Below are 26,335 nucleotides of genomic sequence, written 5' to 3' on the forward strand. Positions count from 1 at the left end.
GGCAGGGCAAATACCGAAAACAAGCATAGCCAACCGCCATGTATCCTGACCGCGTCGTCTCCGGCATGCGCCCCACCGGCGCATTGCACCTGGGCCACTACCACGGAGCCCTGAAGAACTGGGTGAAGTTGCAATCCGAATTGCCCTGCCTGTTCTTCGTGGCCGACTGGCACGCGCTGACCACGCATTACGACGATCCCTCCGTGATCGAGACCAGTACCTGGGAAATGGTGGTGGACTGGCTCGCCGCCGGCGTCGATCCTTCGCAATCCACCCTGTTCATCCAGTCGCGCGTGCCCGAACACGCCGAGCTGCATCTGCTGCTGTCGATGGCCACGCCGCTGGGCTGGCTGGAGCGCGTGCCGACCTACAAGGACCAGCAGGAAAAACTCTCAGACCGCGACCTGGCGACCTACGGCTTCCTCGGCTATCCGCTGCTGCAGGCGGCCGACGTGCTGATCTACCGCGCCAGCCAGGTTCCGGTGGGCGAGGACCAGGTGCCGCACATCGAGATCATGCGCGAGATCGCGCGTCGCTTTAACCACCTGTACGGCAAGGAAAAAGGGTTCGAGGAAAAGGCCCAGGCCGCCGCCAAGAAGTTGGGCAGCAAGCGCGCCAAGCTGTACCTGGAGCTGCGCAACCAGTTCCAGGAAAAAGGGGACGAGGAAGCGCTGGAGCAGGCCAAGGCCATGCTGGACGACGCCCAGAACCTGTCGATGATCGACCGCGAGCGCCTGTTCGGCTATCTGGAAGGCAGCCGCAAGTTGATCCTGACCGAGCCGCAGGCGCTGCTGACCGAAGCCTCGCGCTTGCCCGGCCTGGACGGCGCCAAGATGTCCAAGAGCTATGGCAACGCCATCGCCCTGCGTGAGGACAAGGAGTCGGTCACCAAAAAAATCAAGACCATGCCGACCGATCCGCAGCGCGTGCGCCGCAGCGACGCAGGCGATCCGGACAAGTGCCCGGTCTGGCAATTCCACCAGGTGTACTCGGCGCCGGAGGTACAGGACTGGGCCGCCAAGGGTTGCCGCTCGGCCGGCATTGGTTGCCTGGAGTGCAAGCAGCCGGTGATCGACGCCATCTTGCAAGAACAGCAACCCATGCTCGAGCGCGCGCAACCTTACCTGGACGATCCTTCGCTGGTGCGCGCGATCGTGGCCGACGGCTGCGAGAAGGCGCGCAAGCTGGCGCAGGACACCATGCGCGACGTGCGTGAGGCGATGGGGCTGGGTTATTGATTGCAGTGATCGCGGCGTCGCCGCGCGATATTGAACCCGGGCAACGCGCCCGGGCGCAGGGGCTGTCCATCTGCCGGAAAGAGGGCGCGCAGCACAGTTTTTTTACTTCCGCTTTCATCTGTGTGAGCGGCAAATTGACCGATTGAGGCGTCTATCCGCTACAATCGGTTTTTTATTTTCACCTACACCTAAAGTACGCACATCATGATCAAGGGTAGCATTGTCGCAATCGTCACTCCCATGCATCCGGACGGCAGCCTCGATTTCGATGGCCTGCGCAAACTGATCGACTGGCACATCGCCGAGGGAACCGACAGCATCGTCATCGTCGGCACCACCGGCGAATCGCCCACCGTCTCGATGGAAGAACACTGCGAACTGATCAAGATCGCGGTGGAGCATACTGCCAAACGCATTCCCATCATCGCCGGCACCGGCGGCAACTCGACTTCCGAAGCCATCGAACTGACCGAGTTCGCCAAGAAGGTCGGCGCCGACGCCTCGCTGCAGGTCGTGCCCTACTACAACCGCCCGACCCAGGAAGGCATGTATCTTCACTTCAAGAAGATCGCCGAATCGGTCGACCTGCCGGTGATCCTGTACAACGTTCCGGGCCGCACCGTGGCCGACATGAGCAACGAGACCATCCTGCGCCTGGCGCAAGTGAAGGGCATCGTCGGCGTCAAGGACGCCACCGGCAACATCGCCCGCGGCACCGACCTGATCCGCCTGGCGCCGAAGGACTTCGCCATCTATTCCGGCGACGACGCCACCGCCATCGCGCTGATGCTGTACGGCGGCGCTGGCAACATCTCGGTCACCGCCAACGTGGCCCCGCGCGACATGCACGAGCTGTGCGTGGCCGCCATGGCTGGCAACATCGCGCGCGCCGTTGAACTGAACAACAAGCTGCTGCCGCTGCATAACAAGCTGTTCGTCGAACCCAACCCCGTGCCGCTGAAGTGGGCGATGCAGGAAATGGGCATCATCAAGTCGGGCATGCGCCTGCCATTGGCGCCGCTGGGGGCGGCGTTCCACGATACCGTGCGCGCGGCCTTGCGCGAGTCGGGTGTATTAAAATAACTGGCTTGGCCGATTTGCCTGCTTCGGCTTGTTTCGGACCTGTCTCCTCAAAATCGATCCCGCTTTGAATAGTAACGATATGACTAATAGCAAGAACGTTCGTCCTGTGGCTCGCTCCGCGTACACCCTTTCCCAACGCAGCATCGTCGTCGCACTGGCTCTCGCGGGACTGGCAGGATGCTCGTCCATCGGCAACATGCTCGAAGGCGACCGTATCGATTACAAGAGCGCGGAAAAGGCCCGTGGCCCGCGCCTGGAAGTGCCGCCCGACCTGACCCAGCTGCAGCGCGACAACCGCTACGCGATCCCCGAGGCGAACAAGGGCGTGGCTACCGCTTCCGGCTACAACCTGGAACAGCAGACCAAGCCGACCACCGATGTCACCGCGGTGGCGCCGGTCAGCAACGGCAACGACATCCGTATCGAGCGCGACGGCTCCCAGCGCTGGCTGGTGGTCAAGCAGTCGCCGGATGCGCTGTGGTCGCAGATCAAGGACTTCTGGCAGGACAGCGGCTTCCTGATCAACGTCGAATCGCCGGACACCGGCGTGATGGAAACCGACTGGGCCGAAAACCGCGCCAAGATCCCGCAGGACTTCGTGCGCAGCACGCTGGGCAAGGTGTTCGACTCGCTGTACTCGACCGGTGAGCGCGACAAGTTCCGCACCCGCCTGGAGCGCGGCCCGAACGGCACCACTGAAATCTTCATCAGCCACCGCGGCGCAGAAGAAGTGCTGACCGGTTCGGCCAAGGAAACCTCGGTGTGGACCGCACGTCCGTCCGACCCGGGTCTGGAAGCCGAATTCCTGTCGCGCCTGATGGTGCGCCTGGGCGCCGAGGAAACCAAGGCCAAGGCGGCCGTGGCCAATGCGCCCACGCTGCAGGCACGCTCCAAGCTGCTCAAGTCGGCCTCGGGTTCGAGCGTGCAGGTTGATGAAAGCTTCGACCGCGCATGGCGCCGCGTCGGCCTGGCGTTGGATCGCGTCGGTTTCACCGTGGAAGACCGCGACCGCAGCAAGGGCGTCTACTTCGTGCGTTATGTCGACCAGAACGAAGATGCCAAGGACAAGACCGACAAGCCGGGCTTCTTCTCGCGCATCTTCTCCAGCTCCAAGGATAAGGAAAAGACCGCCGCCAAGTACCGTATCGTGGTTCAGGGCAGCGGCGACAGCAGCAACATCGTGGTCCAGAACAACGACGGCAAGCAGGAGGTTTCCTCCACTGCCGACAAGATCCTCGGACTGCTGAACGACCAACTGAAGTGATGCAATACCGGGGCCGCAAATGAAGTTCGCGAGCCTCGGTAGCGGCAGCGAAGGCAACGCGCTGCTGATTTCGGCCGCAGCCGGCGCACATCGTCCCAATTCGGGCACGACCGTGATGCTGGACTGCGGCTTTGCTTTGCGCGAGACCGAAAGGCGCATGCTGCGCCTGGGGCTCGACCCTTCCGATGTTTCCGCCATCGTGGTCACCCACGAGCATTCCGACCACGTCGCCGGCGTATTCAAGTTTGCCCGCCGCTACCGCATTCCCGTCTGGCTCAGCTACGGCACTTGGCAGGCGGTCTCGAAAGACACGAACGATGTCGACGTGCGCATCTGCGCCGACGGCCAGAAGATCGCCGTGGGCGATCTCGAACTCACGCCTTATACCGTCCCGCATGATGCGCGCGAGCCGGTTCAGTACGTCGCCGCCGACGGCGACCGTCGCTTGGGCGTACTGACCGATGCCGGGCAGTCTACCGCGCACCTGGTGCAGTCGCTCGGCGCTTGCGATGCGCTCCTGCTGGAGTGCAATCACGACCGCACGATGCTGGAGAATTCTCCGTATCCCGCTTTCCTCAAACGCCGCATCGGCGGCGCCTACGGCCATCTCGCCAACGAGACCAGCGCCGAAATCCTGCAGCTGCTCGACAAGAGTCGGCTCAAGCAGGTGATCGGCGCGCATCTGAGCCAGCAGAACAATACCCCCGAACTGGCGCGCGCTGCACTGGAGAGCGTGCTCGGCACGACCTTCGGCGGCATCGGCATCGCCTGCCAGGACGAAGGCTTCGGCTGGTTGGACGTGTAAAGGAAAGGCGAGCAGGTCAGCGATTTGTCAGCCTGGCATGCCGAGCGCGAGAAACAAATTGTTGCCATTGCCTGCTTCTTTGCAGGTCGTCGATCAAGCTTTCCGACGCAGGCGCTTCTTTCCGGTTGCCGTTGGTTCTGCCATTCCCATGATGTTTTTGTCCACCGATGCAATGCCGGGCGCAATCCATCCGGGCGCATCACAGGCCTTTTAAGCGCTTGTCAGTGCTTTGTCAGTCAGGAGGTGGATTCGGATCCAAAAACGGCTTGTACAGTGATCTGGGGCGTGTGTGAGGGCGCCTGATCGGGGGCAGAGTCATGCCGGCGTAATGATGGAGGAGGGAGCGTTGGCGAGTTGGGGGAAGTCGGCGGAAGAAACAGGCCGGAGAGCGGGCAAGAGAAGGGGACGCGCGCCGCAAAGTGCAGGCGAAAAAAAACCGGCCCAGAGGACCGGTTTTTCTGAAAATAATCTGAAGATTATTTTGCCGGTGCGTCAGCAGGCTTAGCAGCGTCAGCGGCCGGAGCGGCGTCAGCCGGCTTAGCAGCGTCAGCAGCCGGAGCAGCGTCAGCCGGCTTGGCAGCGTCAGCGGCCGGAGCGGCAGCAGGAGCTTCAGCAGCAGGTGCCGGAGCAGCAGCAGGAGCTTCAGCAGCAGGTGCAGGTGCCGGAGCTTCTTCTTTCTTGCCGCAAGCAGCCAGAGCAACAGCCAGCAGGGAAGCGATCAACAGAGTCTTTTTCATGAATATTCCTTCAATATTTAAAAATTGTGCGATGAATAATTACCGGTAATTATCGCTCTACAGGAGGTTTTCGCGGTCTTGGTCGACCTTGCGGCCAGGCCTCGGTTCTTGCTTCTTTTTACTGCCGAAACATGCCAAAACAAAGAAAACTTTCCAGCCCGTTATTATAGCTATTTTTTGCCGAAATCACACCGCAATCGCGCTAATTCGTAAGAATTTGTAAGTTCTTACATTTATACCCACGTGCTCGGAAGGCCTTTATCCAAGCCGCTTTCCGACGATTGACCAAACGTCAACTCGCCGGTTTTTTGGAAGATCTCGAATTAATTCAATTGAATTCCAACCAGCCGCTTTCATGCCATTGGTGCAGCGCTTCAAGCAGGTCTTCCGACGCATTCTCGAATTCGGTTTTTCCCAGTTGGCGTCGATCGGCCAGCGCGGCGAGGATGCCTTTGTCGGCGCGGCCGACCTGGAACGACTCGCCGTTGATGAAGACATTCGCGCCGCGATACAGCATCTGCGTCTTGCGATGCAGGCGCAGGCCGCGCTTTTTCGCGCCCTGGAAAAAGCGAGCAAAAGACAGCTCTTCGGCCGGCGGCTCGAAGAACACGCTGGCCTTCGGCGTCGACAGATGTTCGCCGAGGAAGATGGTGATGTCGTCGTCGGTGAAGCGGATCTTGTTGATCTCGTCGCGGATGCGCGCCAGCATTTCCACCGGCAGTTCAGCCGGCTTGGCGCTGGGCTTGAGGTCCGGGTCGGCATAACGGCCGGGCAGGTCGATGGTGTCCATCATGAACTCGAGGAAGGCCTCGCCCAGTTCCTGGTAAGCCGGCGCGCGGAACCCGATCGAATAGGTCATGCATTCGCCCACGGCCACGCCGTCGTGCGCATAGTGCGGCGGCAGGTAGAGCATGTCGCCCGGCTCCAGTACGAACTCCTCTTCCGGCTGGAAGTTGCTGAGGATCTTCAGCGGCACGCCTTCTTCCAGCGTCAAGTCTTCCTGCGCGCTGATGCGCCAGCGGCGCTGGCCGTGGGCCTGCAGCAGGAACACGTCATAGGAATCGAAGTGCGGGCCGACGCCGCCGCCGTCGCTGGCGTAGCTGATCATCAGGTCGTCCAGGCGCGCGTCGGAGATGAAGCGGAACTGGCGCAGCAGTTCGTCGGCCGCGGGGTGATGCAGGTTCACGCCCTGCACCAGCAGCGTCCACGCCTTTTGCTTCAATGCCGGCAGCTTGTCGACCGGGCCGTGCTGCATGTCCCAGCCGTCGGCGCGATGGGTGATCAGACGCGATTCGACCTCGTCGCGGCGGGCCAGGTCGAACAGCTCCTGGCGCGGCAGCGGGGCCTGGAAGCCGGGGATGGCCTGGCGGATCAGCAGGGGTTTCTTGTGCCAGTAATCACGCAGGAATTGGGCGGGCGTGAGACCGCCGAGCAGTTCGAGTTTTTTCATGCCCGCCATTATAGGCGCGTGCGAACCCTTGAAGCAGTGCAGGCCCGATGAAGTTTGAACCCGGTTTGATGCAGGTATAATCGCGCTCTAGGCAGCGTGAAGAATCAAGCAGCGTGAACAAAGGAGTCCTTGCCGTGAGGGAATGGCAGGGAGCTCTTGAGGATATGGCAGAGCCTGCCGCTCCCTCCACATACCGAAAGCAAAGGACCCCAACGATGAAGATCGAAAAGAACACCGTAGTTTCCGTGAACTACAAACTGTCGGACGCGCAGAACAACCTGATCGAGCAAAGCACCGAGCCGATGGTGTACCTGCACGGCGGCTACGGCAACACCCTGCCCAAGATCGAAGAAGCGCTGGACGGCAAGGAAGCCGGCTACCAGACCACCATCCAGGTCGAGCCGGAAGACGCCTTCGGCGAGTACGATTCCGAGCTGGTCAAGATCGAGCCGGTGTCGCGCCTGCCGCAGCCGATCGAAGTCGGCATGCAGTTCGAAGGTTCGCCCGACGACGACAGCCACGACACCGTGATCTTCACCGTCACCGAAGTGGCCGACGGTAAGGCCGTGCTGGATGGCAACCACCCGCTGGCCGGCATCGCGCTGCGCTTCGAACTGTCGGTGGCCGAAGTGCGCGCCGCATCGGAAGAAGAAGTGTCGCACGGCCACGTGCACGGCCCGCACGGCCATCATCACCATCACCACGATGAAGATGAAGGCGAAGCCGGCGATCACTTCCGCAGCCAGCCGCTGAACTGATGCACAGGCCGCCACGCGGTCTGCGCATCCAGAAAAACGCCCGCAATCGCGGGCGTTTTTCATTGTCGGACAGAGGTTGTCGTATGAGGAATATGCGGTCGCGCAGCGGATGCCGCGAGGGCATGAGGATGATCGCGCTCAGCGCCGCTCGCCATCCGCATCGGCCACCGCAAACAACTGCGGCAGATGGTCGTCCACCACCACCTTCAGCCAGCGCTCGCCGGCGCCCACGCTGCCGAGATTGCCGGTCCACAGGATGCGCGGCGGATTCTTGTTCTTGCCGGTTTCGCCATGCACCACCAGCACCCGGCCCTGGAACTTGCCGGCCAACTCGGAGAAGGCCCGGCGCGTTTCGGAAAAACCGTCGCGCTGGGTGCGGAAGAAGGAGCGCTTGGGCGGCGGCCCGAAGGGATTGCCGTCGCTGAAGAATACTACCGCCGAGACCTTCTTCAGCGCCGCGTAGGCAAACAGGTGCTGCAGCCAGTTGCGATTGGCGATCAGGCGATCCTCGAATTCGTTGTTGCGCCCGCCGTCGAGCAGGAAGTGGTTGTTGCCGGCCGGGAGGTTGACGGTGGCGAACAGGATGTTGCCGACTTCCCAGCGGGTGTTCTCGGCATAGCCGCGGAACTTCGGGGTGAGCGACTGGCGCAGCAGAGGCAGGCGGCTGGCGCCGAAGGAGAACTCGCCCGAATGGAACAGCTCGCGCATGCGCGCCAGGCGTTCGATGGCGTCCGAGCGCTGCTCCTTGTCGCGGCAGGTGATCCAGTCGCTGGCAGCCAGCGACATGAAGACGCCGTTCTGGGCCTGTGAGAGGATCTCGCGGCGCTGGCTGTAGAGCGCGTCGTCGCAGGGTTCGGAGGACGATTTGATGCCGTTGACGACCACGAAGGCCAGATTGTCGGCGTCGGTCTCGGTGATCGCGCGGCGCAGTACTTCTTCACCGTTGTCGCCGGCGAAGGCGTGGCTGATCATGCCGAAGGCGAAATCCTGATGGCCCTGTTGCGCCGGTTCAGCGGCTGCTGCCGACGGCGTCGCCAACACCGCCAGTGAGGCGGAGCAGGCAAGCAGGGCGGTCAGCAGCAAGCGCTTCATCAGGGGCGGCCTCAGGTTCTCGGGTGGAACTGCTCGGCGCCGGATCAGTCGTTCCGGCTCAGTTGCTTCAGCTGGTACAGCGCATCGAGCGCCTGGCGCGGCGTCAGCGCGTCGGGATCCAGCTGGTCCAGCGATTGCAGCAGCGCTTGCGCGCGCGGATCCGTTTCGACCACGATCTGCGGCGCTTGTTCAGGCGTGTGATTGACTTCCTGCGGTTCAGGTTCGGGTTCCACGTATTGCATCGTGCTGAACAGGTCGAACTGCGGCGTCGGCTGCATCGACTGGCTTTCCAGCGCCGACAGGTGCTTGCGCGCGGCGCGGATCACCGGCGCCGGCACGCCCGCCAGCTGCGCCACCTGCAAGCCGTAGCTTTGAGAAGCCGGCCCGCTTTGCACCGCATGCAGGAACACGATGCTGTCCTTGTGCTCCACCGCCGACAGGTGCACGTTGGCCGCGCTAGGGTGGATCTCGGGCAGTTGGGTCAGCTCGAAGTAGTGCGTGGCGAACAGCGTGAAGCTGCGGGTGACGTCGATCAGGTGCTTGGCGATGGCCCAGGCCAGCGCCAGGCCGTCGAAGGTCGAGGTGCCGCGGCCGACCTCATCCATCAGCACCAGCGACTGCTCGCTGGCGTTGTTGAGGATGGCGGCCGATTCGGTCATCTCGACCATGAAGGTCGAGCGGCCGCCGGCCAGGTCGTCGGCCGCGCCGATGCGGGTGAAGATGCGGTCGATCGGGCCGATGGCCGCGCTGGTGGCCGGCACGAAGCTGCCCACATAGGCCAGCAGCGTGATCAGCGCCACCTGGCGCATGAAGGTCGACTTACCGCCCATGTTGGGGCCGGTGATCAGCAGCAGCTTGCGCTCGGCGGCCAGTTGGCAGTCGTTGGCGATGAAGCGTTCGATCTGGTTTTCCACCACCGGGTGGCGGCCTTGCTCGATCTGGATGCAGGGTTCGGCCACCAGCTGCGGCGCGCACCAGTTGTTGCGCGCGGCGTGGTCGGCCAGCGCCACCAGCGTGTCGAGCTGGGCCAGCGCATGGGCGATGGCCTGCAGCGTGACGATGTGCGGCGCCAGCGCGCCCAGCAATTGTTCGTACAGAAACTTCTCGCGCGACAGCGAGCGCTCCTGCGCCGACAGCGCCTTATCCTCGAAGGCCTTCAGCTCGGGGATGATGTAGCGCTCGGCGTTCTTCAGCGTCTGGCGGCGGCGGTAGTCTTCCGGCACCTTGTCGCTCTGGCCATTGGTGACTTCGATATAGAAGCCGTGCACTTTGTTGTATTCCACGCGCAGGTTGGCGATGCCGGTGCGCGCGCGCTCGCGCGCCTCCAAGTCCAGCAGGAACTGGCCGGCGTTCTCCGACAGGCCGCGCAGTTCATCGAGCTCGGCGTCGTAGCCGCGTGCGATCACGCCGCCGTCGCGCACCATGGCGGCCGGCTCCAGCATGATGGCGCGCTCCAGCAGATCCACGCATTCCACCGGGGTGGCCAGGGCGTCGTGCAGCTGGCCCAGCAGCGGCGCATCGGCGTCGCGGCCGCACATGGCGACATAAGCGCGCAGCGAGCTCAGTTGCTGCAGGCCGCCGCGCAGGCCGGCCAGGTCGCGCGGGCGCGCGGACAGCAGGGCGATGCGGGTGGTGATGCGTTCGATGTCGGGCACCGCCGCCAGCGTGGCCGACAAACCGGAGCAGGCGTCGGTGCGCATCAGCGCATTGATGGCCGCATGGCGCGCGCGCGCCACCTGCTGGTCGCGCAGCGCATGGTGCAGCCAGTGACGCAAGAGGCGCGAACCCATCGCGGTGCGGCAATGGTCGAGCGTGGAGAACAGCGTCGGCGCCAGCGCGTTGGCATCCTGCGCGCGGATGGTCTCGGTCAGTTCCAGGTTGCGGCGGGTGGAGGCATCCAGGCCGATGAATTCGTTTTCGGACTCGACGGTCAGCGCGCGCACGTGCTGCAGGCCGCGTCCCTGGGTCGATTGCGCATAGCGCAGCAAGGCGCCGGCCGCGCCGATGGCGACCGTCAGGCCTTGCGCGCCGAAGCCGTCCAGCGTGGCCACGGCCAATTGGTCGAGCAAGGCTTTCTCGCTGCTGGGCTGGTCGAAGTGCCAGTCGGGCACGGTCACGCCGCGGTTGGGCAGCAGTGGGTCGCATTGCTCCTGCTGGCTATCGGCGATCAGGATTTCGGCCGGGGAGATGCGTTCCAGTTCCTGCTTGATGCGGGTATCCAGCAACTCGCTGTCGACGCTGAATTCCATCAGCTTCAAGGCTCCGCTGGCCATCGACAGCCATGACAAGCCGACCTGCACCTGCTTGCGCTGCTTGGCCGGCGCCACTTGCAGCGCCAGCAGGCAGCGCTCGGATTTTTCCGGCAGCAGGTCGGAGTCCGACAGCGTGCCCGGGGTGACCACGCGCACCACCTTGCGCTCGACCGGCCCCTTGCTGGTGGCCGGATCGCCGATCTGTTCGCAGATCGCCACCGACTCGCCCAGCTTGATCAGGCGCGCCAGGTATTGCTCGGCGGAGTGGTAGGGGATGCCGGCCATCTTGATCGGATTGCCGTTGGAGGAGCCGCGCTGGGTCAAGGTCACGCCCATCAGGCGCGAGGCCTTCTCGGCGTCGTCGAAGAAGAGTTCGTAGAAATCGCCCATGCGATAGAACACCAGCGTTTGCGGGTAGTCCGCCTTGATGCGCAGGTATTGCTGCATCATCGGCGTGTGGGCGGCGAGGTCTTTGGTCATCAGCGTATTCGTTCTGGCCTGGGGCCGGGTAGTGCGTGTCAGGGATTGCATCCGCCGCGCGGGCTGAGGCGCCTGTCGTTGCGAGGGGCCAGGGCTGGCGGCGGGAAAGGCTGTGCGGCGGGCCGCGCACGGTGTGCAGGCGCGGGCCGGCCATAAAATCAAAATGCGGACCGGGGTCCGCATGCTTGAGCTGGGATTGTACGCGCAATGGGGCGGGGCAGCCAAGCGGATTGCCGGGCGTCAATGGCGACGCCCGGCCTTGATCAAACTGCTAATCAAACGATATGACGATCTTGCCCGAATGCGCGCCGCGCTCCATGCGGGCGAAGCCCTCCGCCGCGCGTTCCAGCGGGAAGACGGAGTCGATCAGCGGCTTGATCCGGTGCATGGACATCATGCGCATCATCGCTTCCAGCCCGGCGCGCGAGCCGACCACCACGCCCTGCATGCGGATCATCGGGCCGATCAGCTGGCGGATGTTCAAGGGCGTTTCCATGCCGCCGACAAAACCGATCACGCCGACGAAACCGTTGAAGCGCACCGCCGCGAGCGACTGCGACAGGCTGCTGCCGGTGGTCTCCACCACGATGTCGACGCCGCGCCCGCCGGTGGCGTCACGCACCGCGCCGGACCACTCGGGCGTCTGCCTGTAGTTGATCACGGTGTCTACGCCCATCTCGCGCATCAGCTTGGCCTTGGCGTCGCTGGAGGTCAGGCCGATCACGCGCGCGCCGGCGGCGCGGGCGAACTGCGCGGCGAACAGCGCCACGCCGCCGGTGCCTTGCACCAGCACGGTCTGGCCGGCTTGCAGGCCGCCTTGCTGCAGGCAGGACCAGGCCGTCAGCGCGGCGATGGGCAGGGTGCTGGCTTCGGCGTCGGTGAGATAGTCCGGTGCGGCGACGGCGTCCTCGGCCGGCACCACCACGTAGTCCTGCAGCACACCGGTCAGCGGCGCACCCAGCGAGCCGCCGGCGCGTTGCTCGGGCGTCAGCGCGCCATCGCGCCAACCCTGGATGTAGACCGGCACCACGCGGTCGCCGACCTTGAAGCGAGTGATGTCCTCGCCCACCGCCTCGACCACGCCGCAGGCGTCCGAGGACGGCACATAGGGCAGCTTGAGATCGGGCATGTAGCTACCCGAGAGGATCGCCAGGTCGCGGTAGTTCAGGCTGGCCGCCTTCACGCGCACCAGGATGTCGCCGCGTTTGGGCTGCGGCTTGGGCGCCTCGGCGATCTTCAGGCTGGCGATGGAAAAGGCGTCGGCTTGCAGGGCTCTCATGGTGCGGTCTCCGTGGCTGTGATGGGTTTGCGGGCAGTCTAGCAAAATCGCCAGTTTGCCGTCGGCGCATAAAAAAACAGGCGGCCACCGAAGTGGCCGCCTGCCCGGCCTGCAGGGGAACAGGCCGTCGGGGGAGGGTTGCGCTTAGCTGCCTAGTGCGCCGAAGACGTATCGGCCACGCGGTTGGGCTTGGGCGCCAGCCACACCGCCATCGCCGCCAGCGAGAAGGAGATCGCGGCCATCATGAAGATGTGGTTGGTGGCCAGCATCACGGCCTGGTTCTGCACCGTCTGCACCAGCGAGCCGGTGGCTTGGTCGGCTGTCATGCCGGAGGCGGTCATGGTGTTGACCGCATCGCCGGCGCGATCCACCAGACCGGCCAGTTCGGCGCGGAAGTAGGTGGTGTCGTTTTCCCAGCTGGTGTTGACGATGGAGGTCGCAATCGCGCCGGACATGGTGCGGCAGAAGCTCATCAGGCCGGCCGCCGAGGCGGTCTCTTCCTCGTTCACGCTAGCCAGCGCCAGGCCGGTCAGCGGCACGAAAAACAGCGGCATGCCGATGCCCTGCAGGAACAGCGGCCAGCCGATCTGGAAGATCGTCATGTCGGTGGTGTTGAAGGCGCGCACGAAGGTCATCAGCCCCAGCCACACCACGCCGATGCAGACCAGCTTGCGGCCGTCGACCTTGGCCGACATCTTGGCCACGAAGGGCGCAGTCATCACCGCCAGGATGCCGGTCAGCGCTGAGACGCAGCCCGACCAGGTGGCGGTATAGCCCATATAGCCTTGCAGCCACAGCGGCGTCAGCACCACCGAGCCGAAGAAGGCGCCGAAGGCCAGGCAGATGGTCGTCACGCTGGCCGAGAAGCCGCGGTGGCGGAACACCCGCAGGTCAACCACCGGGTTGCGCTCGGTCAGCTCCCAGATCAGGAAGGCAATGAAGAACACCACCGCGATCACGGCCAGCACCACGATCTCGGTGGAGGCGAACCAGTCCTTCTCCTTGCCTTCGTCGAGCATGTATTGCAAGGCCGCGACCCACACGATCATCAGCAACAGGCCGATGCGGTCAATGGGCAGCTTGGTGGTCTTGCTCTCGAAGGGCTTCAACATGCGCCAACCGAGCCAGCCGCACACCAGCGCCACCGGCACGTTGATCCAGAAGATGTAGGGCCAACTGTACTGGTCGCACAGCACGCCGCCCAGCACCGGGCCCGCAATCGGCGCCACCAGCGTGGTCATGGCCCACAGGCCGATGGCGGCAGGCGCCTTCTCTTTCGGGAAGATACGCAGCAGCAGGGTTTGCGAGAGCGGCATCAGCGGGCCGCCGGCCAGGCCTTGCAGGATGCGGAACAGCACCAGCATGCCCAGCGAGTTGGCCAGGCCGCACAGCGCCGAGAACAGGCCGAACAGCACCATTGAGGTGATGAACACGCGCACCGTGCCAAAGCGATTGGCCAGCCAGCCGGTCAGCGGCACGGTGATAGCCTCGGCCACCGCATAGGAGGTGATGACGTAGGTGCCCTGGCTGGTGGACGAGCCGAGGGCGCCGGCGATGTGCGAGACCGAGACGTTGGCGATCGTCGTGTCCAGCACCGCGATAAAGTTGGCGGCCGCCAGCAGGATGCCGGCGCCGAACAGTTGGCCGCCCGACAGCTTGCCCGGCTCGGCCGAGGGCGCCGGAGCCGGTAGTGCGCCGGCGTCTGCGCTAACAGTGGATGACATGGGAAACCTCTTCTTGAGTCGTCTTGTGCCGGATACGGATTACAGCGCTGCGGCCTTGGCGTCGCCGTTCTGCGCGGTCTTCTGCTGCGGCTGCTGAGCATCGCCGGCCTGAATCTGGCCGCGGGTATCGATCTCGACCATCATCGACAGGCCCACCGACAGCGGACGCTGCGCCAGTTCCTTCGGATCGATGGACACGCGCACCGGCAGGCGCTGCACCACCTTGATCCAATTGCCGGTGGCGTTTTGCGCCGGGATCACCGCGAAGGCCGAACCGGTGCCGCCGGACAGACCCGTCACCACGCCGTGGTATTCCACCGAGTTGCCGTAGATGTCGGCGGTCATGGTCACCGGCTGGCCGATCTTGACCTTGGTCAGCTGGCCTTCCTTGAAGTTGGCGTCCACGTGCATCTGCTGCAGCGGCACCACGGAGAGCAGGTTGGCGCCGGTCTGCACGCGCTGGCCGACCTGCACCTGGCGACGCGCCACCACGCCGTCCACCGGGGCGCGCAGCACGGTGCGCTCCAGATCCAGCTTGGCCTGGTCGCGCTTAGCGCGGGCCAGTACGACTTCGGGGTTGTTGTCGACGGTGGTGTCGGCGGTCAGCACGGTGCTGGCCTTCTGCGCGCCGATGGTCGCCTTGGTGTTGGCGCGCGACTGCACTTCGCCGGCTTCGGCCGCCTTCAGGTTGGCCTGGGCGTTGAGCATGGCGGTGCGGGCGTTGGAGAGTTCTTCACCGGACACCGAGCCCGACTTCGACAACGCTTCGCGGCGCTGCAGATCGATTTCGGCGCGCTTCACATCGGCCTGGGCCGACAGCAGCTGGGCGGCTGCGCGCTTTTGTTCGGCTTCACGCGCCAGCACCTGCGCGGCGAGACCCGCGTCGTTGGCGAAGAAGCCCTTCACGCGGCGCTCGGTGCGGTCGAGGTCGGCTTCGGCCTGGGCCAGCGCCAGCCTGGCATCGGCGTCGTCGATCGCCACCAGCACGTCGCCCTTCTTGACGGCCTGGGTGTCGACCACCTTGACGTCGGCCACGATACCGTTGATGGCCGGGGTGACCACCGAGATCTCGGTGGCGGTGTAGGCGTTGTCGGTCTCGACGTAGCGCGAGCCGACCAGATACCAGTAGGCGCCGTAGCCGATGCCGACGATGGCGACCACGCCGCCGAAGATCGAGAACAGCTTCTTGCGCTTGGCCGTGGCCGCAGCCTTGGTGGCGGCTTCTTCACGTTGCTTTGCGGCGTCGTCCGCCATGGTGTGGGTTGCCTGGGAATCGCTGTGGGACATGATGATTAACCTTTCGCTTGCGTATCTGTTTGAGTGGCGGAGCCGATGTTGCCGCCGCCGTTGTCCTTGCCGGTGCCGCCTTGCTGGTCGCTGTAGCCGCCGCCCAGCGCGCGCACCAGCGCGACGTCGAGCGAGAACATGCACGAGCGCAGGTCGGAGAGCTGGCGCAGGTTGGTGATCAGCGTGTCCTGCGCGTTGAGTACATCCAGGTAATTGGCCAGGCCGCCGTTGTAGCGGTTGCTGACGATGCGGTATGCCTCTTCGGCGGCGTCGGCCGCGGCCTGGACTTTCTCAAGCCGGCCCGACAACGCCTTCTCGGAGACGCCGACGTCGGCCACGTCCTGCAGCGCCTGGGTGACGGCCTGGTCGTAGTTGGCCACGGCCTCGTCATAGCCGGCGCTGGCCGAACGGAACTGGCCGCGCAGGCGGCCGCCGTTGAAGATCGGCAGCGAGATGGCGGGGCCGATGCTGCCGATGTCGGAGCCGCGGCTGGTCAGCAGGTCGATGCCCAGCGACTGGAAGCCGAAGTAGGCCTTCAGGTTGACGTTGGGATAGAAAGCGGCGCGCACCACCTTGATCTGCTTGCCGGCGGCTTCGGCGCGCAGGCGCGCGGCCACGATGTCGGGGCGGCGGCCCAGCAGGTTCACCGGCAGCTCGGCGGGCAGGGCGAACGGCTTGCTCAGGTCGATCTTGGGACGCACCAGCAGCAGGCCGCGGTCAGGGCCGGCGCCGGCCAGCGCGGCCAGCTTGTTGCGCTGGAGCGCGATGGATTCGTCGGTGGCCTTGAGGTCGGCTTCGGCCATGGCGCGACGCGCTTCCATCTGCTTGACCGAGCCGCGAGTCTCCAGGCCGTTGGCGAAGCGCTGGTTGAACAGGTCCAGCGAATCCACGCGCACCTTCAGCGCGGCTTCGTTGGTGTCGCGCTGGGCGTACAGGTGTTCCAGCTCGGCGTAGGCCGAGGCGATCGAGGTGGCCAGCGTGATGCGGGCCTGCGCGGCGTCGGCGCGCGCGGCCTCCAGTTCGGAGGTGGCGGCGGCCAGCGCGGCGCGGTTCTTGCCCCAGAAGTCGATCTCGTAGCTGAAGTCCAGCGTGGCGCGGGTTTCGTTGTTGTAGTCCTTGGGCACATATTCAGCCGGCATGCCGTTGTTATAGGACTGCTTCATGTGATCCAGCGAGGCGTTGGCGCTGATCTCGGGATACAGGGCCGCGCCTTGCTGCTGGGCCGCACCTTCGGCCTTGAGCAGGCGCGCCTTGGCTGCCGCCATCGAGGGCGAGCCCTTGAGGGCGTCGTCCATCAGGGCGTTCAACTGGTCGTCGCCATAGACCTTCCACCAGGCGTCGGTCGGCCAGGCGGCCTGCGGTGCGGTGGCGGCCAGCAGCTGGCCGCTTTGGTAGGCGTCGATGGATTTCGGTTCGGCGCGCGGGCCGAGATCGGTGAAAGAGGCGCAGCCGGCCAGCACGGCGGCCGCCAGGGCGATCGCCGATGCCGTCGCAACCGGGCGCAGCGGCAGCGCGCGCAGGGCGGCGGCAACGCCGCTCCTGGCCGGGTCGGAGCCGTCGTGGGCGGGAGAGGAATGATTGTTCATGGTCGTGGATGAGGAAGAAAAATCACGTTTCAAAACTGTACAGTTCAGTATAGTATTGAGAAATCGGAATAGTCAAGAAGGATTGCGAGAAATTACTCGTCTTTATGCGGCGTAGCAGCAACAGCGATTTTTTGACAGGAAAATGACTTGATTTGGCGGCTTTGGATGGCATCTCCGCCTATAATCACGGTCACATCGCCATGCCGCCGGGAAATGACCCGTCAGAATTGACAAACCGGCAGCATCGGCCGCAAAGACAGAATTGAACGCAGTCGTAGCAAGACGCACCCAGGAAACCAGGCATGCGCAAGAAAAGTGAGGAACGCCGCCAGGCGATGATCGACATCGCCGGCGAGGTATTCAACGAGATCGGCTTCGAGGGCGCCTCGATGGCCGAGATCGCCGCCCGCATCGGCGGCTCCAAGGCAACGCTGTACAACTACTTCAGCTCGAAGGAGGAAATCTTCGTCGAGGTGATGATGAAGCAGGTCGGCTGCCAGTTCGAGCCGGCCTTCGAGGAACTGAGCGACGGCGACGACGTGCGCCAGGGTTTGCTGCGGCTGGGGCATCGCTATCTGGCGATCGTGCTCAAGCCCGAGGTGGTGGCGGTCAAACGCCTGGCGATGTATTACGCCGGCAAGTCCGAGCTCGGCCCCATGCTCTACGAGCGCGGTCCCAAGCGCGGCTGGACGCGCATCGCCGACTTTCTGAAGCGGAAGATGGAGCAGGGCAAGCTGCATACAGGCGACGCCTGGATCGCCGCGCTGCAGTTCCGCTCGCTGGTGGAAGCGGAATGGATGGATGTGCGCATGCTCAACGTCGTCACCGAGCTGTCGCCCGAGCAACTGCAGGCTTCGGTCGAGCGCGCGGTGGACGCCTTCATGTATCTCTATCAGCCGCGCTGAACGGAGACGGTCTGCGGATTCGCCGCTGCGCAGGAATCAGCCAGCGATCAACAAAAAAAGCCCGGCATCGTGATGATGCCGGGCTTTCTTTTTGCGCGATGCCAACGTCGCGCGCGGCGAAGCGACTCAGCGCTGGTGCGCCAGCTTGCCTGCCGAATAGGTGGCCGCGATGGTGCGGTCGTCGCCCAGGATGGCCAGCGCGAACAGCTGCTCTTCCAGGCTGTCGGTGGTGGCGCTGCGGCGCGCCAGCAGCGGGGTGGCCTGCGGATCCAGCACGATGAAGTCGGCGTCGCAGCCCGGCGCGAAGTTGCCGATGGTGCCTTCCAGCTGCAGCGCGCGGGCGCCGCCCAGCGTCGCCAGGTAGAACATGCGCGCCGCCGGCAGGTAGGTGCCGCCCATGCGGCCGACCTTATACAACTCATTCATGGTTTGCAGCATCGAGAAGCTGGTGCCGCCGCCAACGTCGGTGGCCAGCGACAGCGGCACGCGCGCGCGGTCGGCATTGGGGAAGTCGAACAGGCCGCTGCCCAGGAACAGGTTGGAGGTCGGGCAGATCGTGGCTGCCGACTGCGTGGCCGCCATGCGCGCGCGGTCTTCATCATCCAGCCAGATGCAGTGCGCATACAGCGCGCGCTTGCGCATCAGTCCGTACTGGTCGTACACGTCGAGGTAGCTGCGGGCGTCGGGATACAGCTCCTTCACCCATTTCACTTCATCGGTGTTCTCGGCCACGTGGGTCTGGATGTAGGCGTCCGGATATTGCGCGGCCAGTTCGCCGGCCAGCTTCATCTGCTCGTGCGTCGAGGTCGGCGCGAAGCGCACCGTGATGGCGTAGTGCTGGCGGCCCTTGTTGTGCCAGCGCTTGATCAGCTCCTCGCTCTCGCGCACGCCGGTCTCGGCGGTGTCGCGCAGGAAGTCGGGGGCGTTGCGATCCATCAGGCACTTGCCGGCCACCATGCGCAGGTTGCGCTTGTGGCTGGCGGCGAAGAAGGCGTCCACCGATTGCGGATGCACGGTGCAGTAGACCGCCGCGCTGGTGGTGCCGTTGCGCAGCAGCTCGGCCAGGAAGAAGTCGGCGACCTCGCCGGCGTGCTCGGGGTTCTCGAAACGGCGCTCAGCCGGGAAGGTGTAGTTCTCCAGCCAGGGCAAGAGGCCGGGGGCCGGCGAGCCGATGATGTCGGTCTGCGGATAGTGGATGTGGGTGTCGACGAAGCCGGGGCAAATGATCTTGTCGCGCAGGTCCTGCACCTCCAGCCCGGCCGGGACGGAGGCGATCAGCTGCGAGTAGTCACCGGCGGCCTTGACCTTGCCGTCTTGCACCAGCAGTAGGCCGTCGCCATGCCATTGCGTGGCATGTTCGTCGAAGGCCGGGTCGTTGGTGAAGTGCAGCAGGCTGGCGCGGTAGGCTTGCGTGGATGTGCTCATGGTGTTTCCTCAATGCTGGCCGCCGCGCGCAGGGGGCAATATGCGTGAGGGCGCGCGGGCGGCGTCGATTCTATGGTCATCATACCGGAGGCGTAGCGGCGCCTTCCGGATGGATGGGGTGAAGCGGAATCGGAACGAGGATCCGGCTGCGCCGGAAAGGGCGGGAGCGCCGTGTTGCATCGGCGCGGTCGTCTTGTCCGGAGGGATCCTCGGGGTGACGGCAGGGTCTTCCTTAGCCTCTGCCGTCCAGCAAGTGTGTGGCGAGCGCAGGTGGAAACTTGTTGCGGGCGGGCTGGTGCTGTGGCTGTATGAGGCGCAGCTCCCACAGCTGCATCAGCTGGGCCACCACGGCGATGGCGATGCTGGAAGGCTCCTTGCCGTAGATGCCGGGAATGCCGATGGGGCAGGTCATGCGGTTGAGCTGCTCTTGCGTAAATCCACGGTCGGCCAGGCGATGCTCGAACTGCTTGCGCTTGGTGTACGAGCCGATCAGGCCGAACCAGCCGACGTCGCCGTGCGCCGCATCCCGCTTCAGGATGCGTTCGGTCAGTTGCTGGTCGAGGGCGTGGCTGTGGGTCATCACGAGATAATACGCGCCCGGCTCGGCCATGTCGACCGCGGCATTGGGCACGTCGGTGGCCTCCACCGTGATCTGCGGCGACAGTTGCTCCGGGAACATGTCTTCGCGCTCATCCACCCACAGCACGCGGCAGGGCAGGTTGGCCAGGACCTTCACGATCGCGGCGCCGACGTGGCCGGCGCCGAACAGCACTACCTGCGGCTGGTGCGCGCGGCACAGGTCGAGCAGCCAGCGGCGGCCGTAGGCGTCGCGCGTCACGTAGGTCTTGCGCACATCGCGAAACAGCGTGGCGTGCAGGCCATTGTCCGGTCCGCTCAAGTCGCAGGCCTCGCCGTCGGTTTCATACAACTGCACCGGCTCGGCACTGTCCAGCGGCAAGGCGCGCCAGACATCGGTGCCGCTGCGCCAATGGTTTTCCAGTTCCTTCCACACGCCGATGGCATCGACCCGTTCGAAGCTCAGGAATACCACGCCGCCGCAGCACTGCCCCAGGCTCGGGCCGAGCGCGATGCGTTCCAGCCGGCGCTGGGCCGGCAGCTGGGCGGCGTCGCCCTCCAGCATGGCGCGCGCGATCTGCGCCGCGCGCCACTCCAGGTGGCCGCCGCCGATGGTGTCGTACTGCTGGTCGGCGGTGTAGACCATGCGCGCGCCGGCCTCGCGCGGCGTCGATCCCTGGATTTCGGCCACCGTCACCAGCACCGCCGGGACGGACCTGTCCTGCAATTCCCGCAACGCGGCAAGCCATGTCGTCATGAATGCTCCTTGTCAGGTTCGCGTTGCGCTTACTGATTCACCGCGGCGGCGCGGACGGCGTCCACCGCATCGAGGATGGCCTCGCTGGTGGCCGGCGCGCGCAGCGGCGGGTTGACGCGATGTTCGCCCACGGCCGAGACCGCGTCGCGGATCGCCAGGAACACCGAGAACGGCAGCAGCAGCGGCGGCTCGCCGGTGGCCTTGGAGCGGTGGATGGTGTCGGACACGTTGCTGTTCTTGTACAGCTCGGTGCGGAAGTTGGCCGGGCAGTCCGAGATCGCCGGGATCTTGTAGGTCGACGGCGCGTGCGTCATCAGCTTGCCGTCCTTGTTCCACCACAGCTCTTCGGTGGTCAGCCAGCCCATGCCCTGGATGAAGCCGCCTTCCACCTGGCCGACGTCGATCGCCGGGTTCAGGCTTTCGCCGGAGTCGTACAGCAGGTCGGCCTGCAGCAGCTTCCATTCGCCGGTCAGGGTGTCGATGACCACCTCGGCCACCGCTGCGCCATAGGCGTAGTAGAAGAAGGGATGGCCGGTCATGCTCTTGGAGTCCCAGTGCACCTTGGGCGTCGAGTAGAAGCCGTCCGACCACAGTTGCACGCGTTGCAGGTAGGCCTGCATCACCAGATCGGCGAACGCCACCGACTGCTCGCCGGCGATGATGAGGCCGTCGGCGAAACGCACCTCTGCCGCGTCCGCGTCGAAACGCTTGGCCGCCACCTGCGCCAGGCGCGCGCGGATCTGCAGCGCCGCGTCCTGCGCCGCTTTGCCGTTCAGGTCGCTGCCGGTAGAGGCGGCGGTGGCCGAGGTGTTGGCCACCTTGCTGGTGTCGGTGGCGGTGCAGCGCACGCGCTCCAGCGGCAGGCCCAGCGCGTTGGCCACCACCTGCGCCACCTTGGTGTTCAGGCCCTGGCCCATTTCGGTGCCGCCGTGGTTCACCAGCACCGAGCCGTCGGTGTAGACGTGCACCAGCGCGCCGGCCTGGTTCAGGTGCGGCACGTTGAAGGAGATGCCGAACTTCACCGGCGTCAGCGCCATGCCTTTCTTCAGCACGGTGTTGTTGGCGTTGAACTCGATGATGGCGCGGCGTCGCGCCTGGTAGTCGCTGGTGCGTTCCAGCTGGTCGACCAGGCCGTGGATGACGTTGTCTTCCACCTTCTGTCCGTAGTGGGTGACGTTGCGCGCATCCGGACCTTCGGCGTCGCTCAGGCCGTAGAAGTTGGCGCGGCGCACCTCCAGCGCATCACGGCCCAGGTTGCGGGCGATCTCGTCGACGATGTACTCAATGGCGATCGCACCCTGCGGGCCGCCGAAGCCGCGGAAGGCGGTGTTGGATTGGGTGTTGGTCTTGCCGCACATGGCGTGGATCTCCACGTCCGACAGGTAGTAGGCATTGTCGAAGTGGCACACCGCGCGGGTCGCGACCGGGCCCGACAGGTCGGCCGAGAAGCCGGCGCGCGAGACCATGTCGATCTTCGCGGCCAGGATGCGGCCGTTGTCGTCGTAGCCGATTTCGTAGTCGTAGGCGAAGCAGTGACGCTTGCCGGTGACGATCATGTCGTCGTCGCGGTCGGCGCGCAGCTTGATCGGGCGGCGCAGGCGCACCGCCGCCACCGCGGCCGCGCAGGCCCACAGCGCCGATTGCGATTCCTTGCCGCCGAAGCCGCCGCCCATGCGGCGGCATTCCACCAGCACGTCGTGCGAGGCTACATGCAGCACGTGGGCGATGTGGTGCTGCATCTCGCTGGGGTGCTGGGTCGAGCAATAGACGTGCATGCCGCAGCCTTCCTTGGGGATGGCGTACGAGATCTGGCCTTCGAGATAAAACTGCTCCTGGCCGCCGACGTCGAACTTGCCTTGCAGCCTGTGCGGCGCTTTGGCGAACGCCTCGGCCGGCGTACCGCGCGTGAGGTGCATCGGCGGCAGCACATAGGACTTGGCCGCATGCGCGGCGCGCGGGGTCAGGATCGGTTCCAGCTCCTCGTAGTCGATGACCGCCTGCCGTGCGCCGCGGCGTGCGTTGTCGTGGCTGTCGGCGATCACGATGAAGATCGGCTGGCCCACGTACTGCACCAGGCCGTCGGCCAGCACCGGGTCGTCGTGGATGATGGCGCCGCACTGGTTCTCGCCGGGGATGTCGTCGGCGGTGAATACCGCCACCACGCCGGGCGAAGCCTTGACCTTGGACAGATCGATGGCGCGAATCTTCGCGTGGGCCTTTTGCGACAGGCCCAGTGCCGCGTGCAGCGTGCCTTGCAGTTCGACGATGTCGTCGGTGTAGGTGGCTTCGCCGGTCACGTGCAGCATCGCCGACTCGTGCGGATGCGGCTTGCCGACCTCGGCCCAACCGGTGGGCGGCAGCGTCAGCTTGGACATGAATTCTTCGGTTTGCTTGTTCATTGCGTTCTCCTGCTCATTCTTCAGACGTACTCACCACGTTCACGCGGCCGCGAAGGCGCGCACCGATTCGCTGGCCAGCGGGGCATCGGGGCGGGTCTCCAGCCAGTAGCGGTACAGCAGGTTCTGCGCAGTGCGCAGGCGGTAGCCGGAGGTGGCGCGCATGTCGGACAGCGGCGCGTAGTCCTGCGTCATGGCGGCCATGGCGGCGCGCACGTTGTCTTCGCTCCACTCCTGGCCGTTGAGGACGGCCTCGGCGTTGGCAGCGCGCTTGGGCGTGGCGGCCATGCCGCCGTAGCACATGCGGGCCTCCTTGACGCGGCCGCCCTCGAGCGTGAAGGCGAAGGCGGCGCATACCGCCGAGATGTCCTGGTCGAAGCGCTTGGAGAGTTTGTAGACGCGGAACTCCACGTTAGCGCGCGGCAGCGGAATGCGCACCGCCTGCACGAACTCGTTGGGCAGGATGGCCGATTTTTGATAGGCGATGTAGAAGTCTTCCAGCGGCATCACGCGCTGGCCGTCCACGCCGTACAGCACGATCTGCGCGCCCAGCGCGATCAGCCACGGCATCGAGTCGCCGATGGGCGAACCGTTGGCGACGTTGCCGCCCAGCGTGCCGGCATTGCGCACCGGCATCGAGGCGAAGCGCTGCCATAGTTCGGACAGCTCTTGCGGATAGTGCTTGTTGATCTCGCCGTAGGCCTGCTCCAGCGAAATGCCGGCGCCGATCTCCAGGAAACCGTCGGCCTCGCGCATGGCGCGCAGCTCTTCCACCTGGCCGATGTAGAGGATGTCGCCTAGATCGCGCATATGCTTGGTGACCCACAGGCCGACGTCGGTGGAGCCGGCCAGGATGCGGGCCTTGGGCAGGTCGTTGCGCAGCCGGGCCAGTTGCGCCAGCGTGCGCGGGGCGTGGAAGGTCTGGCCGTTGTGGGTGACCGCCAGCGGTTCTTCGCGGCGCATGCCGCGCAGCGCCTGGGTCACCTGTTCGCGATCAAAATCGACTGCCGGCAGCTGGCCCATGCGGCGCGCCGCATCCACGATGGGGCGGTAGCCGGTGCAGCGGCACAGGTTGCCGGAGAGGGCGTCGTCGATCTCGCGCTTGCTGGGTTCGATGCCGTCCTTGTCATGCTTCAGGTACAGGCCCCACAGCGACATCACGAAGCCCGGCGTGCAGAAGCCGCACTGCGAGCCGTGGCATTCCACCATGGCTTGCTGCACCGGGTGCAGGCAGCCGTCGGGCTGCTTCAGGTCTTCCACGGTGAACAGCGCGCGGCCGTCCAGCGTGGGCAGGAACTGGATGCAGGAGTTGACGGTTTTCAGCTCCAGCGCATCGCCGCGCAGCTCGCCGACCACCACGGTGCAGGCGCCGCAGTCGCCTTCGGCGCAGCCTTCCTTGGTGCCGGTGCAGTGCAGGTCTTCGCGCAGGTGCTGCAGGACGGTGCGGGTGTTGGACAGGCCTTCGGCCTGGCGGATTTCGCCGCGGTAATAGAACTGGACGGGGCGTTGGGACGCGCAATTCGATTCGGACATGTCTCTGCTCTGGTAAATGTACAAAAAGATACGTACAAGATTTAGGGTGCTTAGAGCATGTTGCTTGCTCTATGGCACGCTCCAGGGCTGATCGTGGGGCGCACTCTTATTATTCGATCCGGCAGGAAGCGCGGGTTCCCCCTGTTACGCCTGCAATGGATCTTTTTTTCTGCTTCCTGCCTTGCCGCTTCTTCAACGGCTTCTCCAATGGAAACCTATTCAAGAAACGTGCCGGGGTCCTCAAAGGATGGAACTGATTGTCGCCGTCGTTTTGTGGAAAACGATTGTCCAATTCCATCTTTTGACAATCCCGGGATGCGCCTGCGCAAGGCCTGCGCATCCCGAACCTGCAATTTACCTCTTTTCCCGCGTCCTCATTCGCCCAGATACACCAGCTTGAAGAGGAAGATCGCGGCGATGATCCAGATGATCGCCGACACATCCTTCACGCGGCCGGTCAACAGCTTCAGGCCGGCATAGCTGATGAAGCCCAGCGCCAAGCCGTTGGCGATCGAGTAGGTGAAGGGCATCACCAGCGCGGTGATCACCGCCGGCACGCATTCGGTGGTGTCTTCCCAGTCGATGTGGACCAACTCGCGCACCATCAGGCAGGCCACGAAGAACAGCGCCGGTGCGGTCGCATATGCCGGCACCACGCCGGCCAGCGGCGCGATGAACAGGCACAGCAGGAACAGCAGGGCGATCGCCACTGCGGTCAGGCCGGTGCGCCCGCCCGCCTGCACGCCGGCTGCGCTTTCAATATACGCAGTGGTGCTGGAGGTGCCAAGCAGGGAGCCGGCGACGATGGCGGTGCTGTCGGCCATCAGGGCCTTGTTCAGGCGCGCCATCTTGCCCTCCTTCATCAGGCCGGCGCGGGTGGCCACGCCCATCAGCGTGCCGGTGGCGTCGAACAGCTCAACCAGGAAGAACACCAGCACCACGTTCAGCAGGCCCATCGACAGCGCGCCCTTGACGTCCAGCTGCAGGAAGGTCGGCGCCACCGACGGTGGCGCGGCGAACACGCCGTTGAAGTGGTTGCCGCCGAACAGGAAGGACAGCACGGTCACCAGCAGGATGCCGATCAGCAGCGCGCCGCGCACCTTCAGCTTGTCCAGCGCCACGATCACCAAAAAGCCGATGATGGCCATCACCGGCGCCGGCTGGTGCAGGTCGCCCAAGGTGACGAAGGTGGCCGGGTTGGCGGCGATGATGCCGGAGCTCTTGAGCGAAATGATCGCCAGGAACAGGCCTATCCCTGCGGGAATGGCCATGCGCAGCGACACCGGAATGCTCTTGATGATCATCTCGCGGATGCGCAGCACGCTCACGATCAGGAACAGGCAGCCCGAGATCAGCACCGCGCCCAGCGCGGCCTGCCACGGGAAGCCCATGCCCTTGACCACGGCGTAGGCGAAGTAGGCGTTCAGGCCCATGCCCGGTGCCAGGCCGATCGGGTAGTTGGCGTACAGGCCCATGATCAATGTGCCCACGGCGGCGGCCACGCAGGTGGCGACGAATACCGAATCCTTGGGCATGCCGGCATCGCCCAGGATGGAAGGGTTGACGAAGATAATGTAGGCCATCGTCAGGAAGGTGGTCAGGCCTGCCAGCAGTTCGGTGCGGACGGTGGTGCCGTTCTCGCTGAGTTTGAAGTACTTGTCTAGCGGGTTCATTCTTGGTTGTCTCCGTTTGGTCCTTTTTTATACGC

At 64.8% G+C, this 26,335-nt stretch carries 19 protein-coding genes; 6 read left to right on the forward strand and 13 right to left on the reverse strand.

Annotated elements, in window-relative coordinates:
• Positions 1–38: 38 nt before the first annotated feature.
• From J8I26_RS14530 to J8I26_RS14545, 4 genes are all read left to right on the forward strand, one after another.
• Positions 39–1,238 carry a tryptophan--tRNA ligase gene (locus J8I26_RS14530; RefSeq protein ID WP_209607816.1) on the forward strand — a complete coding sequence of 400 codons (1,200 nt, stop codon included), beginning with the start codon at positions 39–41 and terminating at the stop codon, positions 1,236–1,238.
• Positions 1,239–1,442: 204 nt separating this feature from the next.
• A complete protein-coding gene (dapA, locus tag J8I26_RS14535; protein ID WP_209607817.1) occupies positions 1,443–2,321 on the forward strand; it encodes a 4-hydroxy-tetrahydrodipicolinate synthase in 879 nt (292 codons plus the stop codon).
• Positions 2,322–2,400: 79 nt separating this feature from the next.
• On the forward strand, positions 2,401–3,585 hold the full coding sequence (gene bamC, locus J8I26_RS14540) for an outer membrane protein assembly factor BamC (RefSeq protein WP_209607818.1): 1,185 nt from the start codon (positions 2,401–2,403) through the stop codon (positions 3,583–3,585).
• A gap of 19 nt (positions 3,586–3,604) precedes the next feature.
• The gene (locus J8I26_RS14545) at positions 3,605–4,390 is read left to right on the forward strand and encodes an MBL fold metallo-hydrolase (protein WP_209607819.1); all 786 of its coding nucleotides are present in this window, start codon (positions 3,605–3,607) and stop codon (positions 4,388–4,390) included.
• A gap of 476 nt (positions 4,391–4,866) precedes the next feature.
• Here the strand turns inward: J8I26_RS14545 and J8I26_RS22695 are convergent, their stop codons facing one another.
• Both J8I26_RS22695 and J8I26_RS14555 read right to left on the reverse strand, forming a co-directional pair.
• The gene (locus J8I26_RS22695; RefSeq protein ID WP_245200339.1) at positions 4,867–5,127 is read right to left on the reverse strand and encodes a hypothetical protein; all 261 of its coding nucleotides are present in this window, start codon (positions 5,125–5,127) and stop codon (positions 4,867–4,869) included.
• A 328-nt stretch (positions 5,128–5,455) separates the two neighbouring features.
• The gene (locus tag J8I26_RS14555) at positions 5,456–6,577 is read right to left on the reverse strand and encodes a cupin domain-containing protein (RefSeq protein WP_209607821.1); all 1,122 of its coding nucleotides are present in this window, start codon (positions 6,575–6,577) and stop codon (positions 5,456–5,458) included.
• Positions 6,578–6,792: 215 nt separating this feature from the next.
• Between J8I26_RS14555 and J8I26_RS14560 the strand changes: the two genes are divergently transcribed.
• Entirely contained in the window at positions 6,793–7,335 is a 543-nt protein-coding gene (locus tag J8I26_RS14560) for a peptidylprolyl isomerase (RefSeq protein ID WP_209607822.1), read from the forward strand.
• Between the two features lie 138 nt (positions 7,336–7,473).
• Here J8I26_RS14560 and J8I26_RS14565 read toward each other — a convergent pair whose 3' ends face one another.
• The 6 genes from J8I26_RS14565 to J8I26_RS14590 all read right to left on the reverse strand — a co-directional run bounded on the left by J8I26_RS14565 (position 7,474) and on the right by J8I26_RS14590 (position 17,035).
• Positions 7,474–8,427 (reverse strand): hypothetical protein, encoded by a 954-nt coding sequence (locus J8I26_RS14565; RefSeq protein ID WP_209607823.1) that lies wholly within the window; start codon positions 8,425–8,427, stop codon positions 7,474–7,476.
• Between the two features lie 44 nt (positions 8,428–8,471).
• Positions 8,472–11,159 (reverse strand): DNA mismatch repair protein MutS, encoded by a 2,688-nt coding sequence (gene mutS, locus J8I26_RS14570; protein ID WP_209607824.1) that lies wholly within the window; start codon positions 11,157–11,159, stop codon positions 8,472–8,474.
• Positions 11,160–11,430: 271 nt separating this feature from the next.
• Entirely contained in the window at positions 11,431–12,438 is a 1,008-nt protein-coding gene (locus tag J8I26_RS14575; RefSeq protein ID WP_209607825.1) for an NAD(P)-dependent alcohol dehydrogenase, read from the reverse strand.
• Between the two features lie 152 nt (positions 12,439–12,590).
• Positions 12,591–14,162 (reverse strand): DHA2 family efflux MFS transporter permease subunit, encoded by a 1,572-nt coding sequence (locus J8I26_RS14580; RefSeq protein WP_209607826.1) that lies wholly within the window; start codon positions 14,160–14,162, stop codon positions 12,591–12,593.
• A 39-nt stretch (positions 14,163–14,201) separates the two neighbouring features.
• Positions 14,202–15,449, reverse strand: a complete 1,248-nt coding sequence (locus J8I26_RS14585) for an HlyD family secretion protein (protein WP_209607827.1) — start codon at positions 15,447–15,449, stop codon at positions 14,202–14,204.
• 5 nt (positions 15,450–15,454) lie between these two features.
• The gene (locus J8I26_RS14590; RefSeq protein WP_209607828.1) at positions 15,455–17,035 is read right to left on the reverse strand and encodes an efflux transporter outer membrane subunit; all 1,581 of its coding nucleotides are present in this window, start codon (positions 17,033–17,035) and stop codon (positions 15,455–15,457) included.
• A gap of 302 nt (positions 17,036–17,337) precedes the next feature.
• On the opposite strand from J8I26_RS14590, the gene J8I26_RS14595 reads away from it, so the two are divergent.
• Positions 17,338–17,940 (forward strand): TetR/AcrR family transcriptional regulator, encoded by a 603-nt coding sequence (locus J8I26_RS14595; protein ID WP_209607829.1) that lies wholly within the window; start codon positions 17,338–17,340, stop codon positions 17,938–17,940.
• Positions 17,941–18,066: 126 nt separating this feature from the next.
• Here J8I26_RS14595 and guaD read toward each other — a convergent pair whose 3' ends face one another.
• The 5 genes from guaD to J8I26_RS14620 form a co-directional block, all read right to left on the reverse strand.
• Positions 18,067–19,365 (reverse strand): guanine deaminase, encoded by a 1,299-nt coding sequence (gene guaD / locus J8I26_RS14600; RefSeq protein WP_209607830.1) that lies wholly within the window; start codon positions 19,363–19,365, stop codon positions 18,067–18,069.
• Between the two features lie 232 nt (positions 19,366–19,597).
• Positions 19,598–20,698 carry a xanthine dehydrogenase accessory protein XdhC gene (gene xdhC, locus J8I26_RS14605; protein WP_209607831.1) on the reverse strand — a complete coding sequence of 367 codons (1,101 nt, stop codon included), beginning with the start codon at positions 20,696–20,698 and terminating at the stop codon, positions 19,598–19,600.
• Positions 20,699–20,727: 29 nt separating this feature from the next.
• Positions 20,728–23,097 (reverse strand): xanthine dehydrogenase molybdopterin binding subunit, encoded by a 2,370-nt coding sequence (xdhB, locus tag J8I26_RS14610; RefSeq protein WP_209607832.1) that lies wholly within the window; start codon positions 23,095–23,097, stop codon positions 20,728–20,730.
• Between the two features lie 39 nt (positions 23,098–23,136).
• Positions 23,137–24,627, reverse strand: coding sequence for a xanthine dehydrogenase small subunit (gene xdhA, locus J8I26_RS14615; RefSeq protein WP_209607833.1), 1,491 nt, complete (start codon positions 24,625–24,627; stop codon positions 23,137–23,139).
• A 374-nt stretch (positions 24,628–25,001) separates the two neighbouring features.
• A complete protein-coding gene (locus J8I26_RS14620; protein WP_209607834.1) occupies positions 25,002–26,300 on the reverse strand; it encodes an NCS2 family permease in 1,299 nt (432 codons plus the stop codon).
• Positions 26,301–26,335: the final 35 nt, after the last annotated feature.

The organism is Herbaspirillum sp. LeCh32-8 (genome assembly GCF_017814915.1).
Taxonomy (GTDB): domain Bacteria; phylum Pseudomonadota; class Gammaproteobacteria; order Burkholderiales; family Burkholderiaceae_D; genus Herbaspirillum.

What these genes read in the sequence shown, in the direction of transcription:
- J8I26_RS14560 (WP_209607822.1), top strand. Translation starts at nt 6,793, where the DNA reads ATGAAGATCGAAAAGAACACCGTAGTTTCCGTGAACTACAAACTGTCG.
- J8I26_RS14545 (WP_209607819.1), top strand. Translation starts at nt 3,605, where the DNA reads ATGAAGTTCGCGAGCCTCGGTAGCGGCAGCGAAGGCAACGCGCTGCTG.
- dapA (WP_209607817.1), top strand. Translation starts at nt 1,443, where the DNA reads ATGATCAAGGGTAGCATTGTCGCAATCGTCACTCCCATGCATCCGGAC.
- J8I26_RS14530 (WP_209607816.1), top strand. Translation starts at nt 39, where the DNA reads ATGTATCCTGACCGCGTCGTCTCCGGCATGCGCCCCACCGGCGCATTG.
- J8I26_RS22695 (WP_245200339.1), bottom strand. Translation starts at nt 5,127, where the DNA reads ATGAAAAAGACTCTGTTGATCGCTTCCCTGCTGGCTGTTGCTCTGGCT.
- xdhC (WP_209607831.1), bottom strand. Translation starts at nt 20,698, where the DNA reads ATGACGACATGGCTTGCCGCGTTGCGGGAATTGCAGGACAGGTCCGTC.
- J8I26_RS14555 (WP_209607821.1), bottom strand. Translation starts at nt 6,577, where the DNA reads ATGAAAAAACTCGAACTGCTCGGCGGTCTCACGCCCGCCCAATTCCTG.
- J8I26_RS14590 (WP_209607828.1), bottom strand. Translation starts at nt 17,035, where the DNA reads ATGAACAATCATTCCTCTCCCGCCCACGACGGCTCCGACCCGGCCAGG.
- guaD (WP_209607830.1), bottom strand. Translation starts at nt 19,365, where the DNA reads ATGAGCACATCCACGCAAGCCTACCGCGCCAGCCTGCTGCACTTCACC.
- bamC (WP_209607818.1), top strand. Translation starts at nt 2,401, where the DNA reads ATGACTAATAGCAAGAACGTTCGTCCTGTGGCTCGCTCCGCGTACACC.
- xdhB (WP_209607832.1), bottom strand. Translation starts at nt 23,097, where the DNA reads ATGAACAAGCAAACCGAAGAATTCATGTCCAAGCTGACGCTGCCGCCC.
- J8I26_RS14595 (WP_209607829.1), top strand. Translation starts at nt 17,338, where the DNA reads ATGCGCAAGAAAAGTGAGGAACGCCGCCAGGCGATGATCGACATCGCC.
- J8I26_RS14565 (WP_209607823.1), bottom strand. Translation starts at nt 8,427, where the DNA reads ATGAAGCGCTTGCTGCTGACCGCCCTGCTTGCCTGCTCCGCCTCACTG.
- J8I26_RS14585 (WP_209607827.1), bottom strand. Translation starts at nt 15,449, where the DNA reads ATGTCCCACAGCGATTCCCAGGCAACCCACACCATGGCGGACGACGCC.
- xdhA (WP_209607833.1), bottom strand. Translation starts at nt 24,627, where the DNA reads ATGTCCGAATCGAATTGCGCGTCCCAACGCCCCGTCCAGTTCTATTAC.
- J8I26_RS14575 (WP_209607825.1), bottom strand. Translation starts at nt 12,438, where the DNA reads ATGAGAGCCCTGCAAGCCGACGCCTTTTCCATCGCCAGCCTGAAGATC.
- J8I26_RS14620 (WP_209607834.1), bottom strand. Translation starts at nt 26,300, where the DNA reads ATGAACCCGCTAGACAAGTACTTCAAACTCAGCGAGAACGGCACCACC.
- J8I26_RS14580 (WP_209607826.1), bottom strand. Translation starts at nt 14,162, where the DNA reads ATGTCATCCACTGTTAGCGCAGACGCCGGCGCACTACCGGCTCCGGCG.
- mutS (WP_209607824.1), bottom strand. Translation starts at nt 11,159, where the DNA reads ATGACCAAAGACCTCGCCGCCCACACGCCGATGATGCAGCAATACCTG.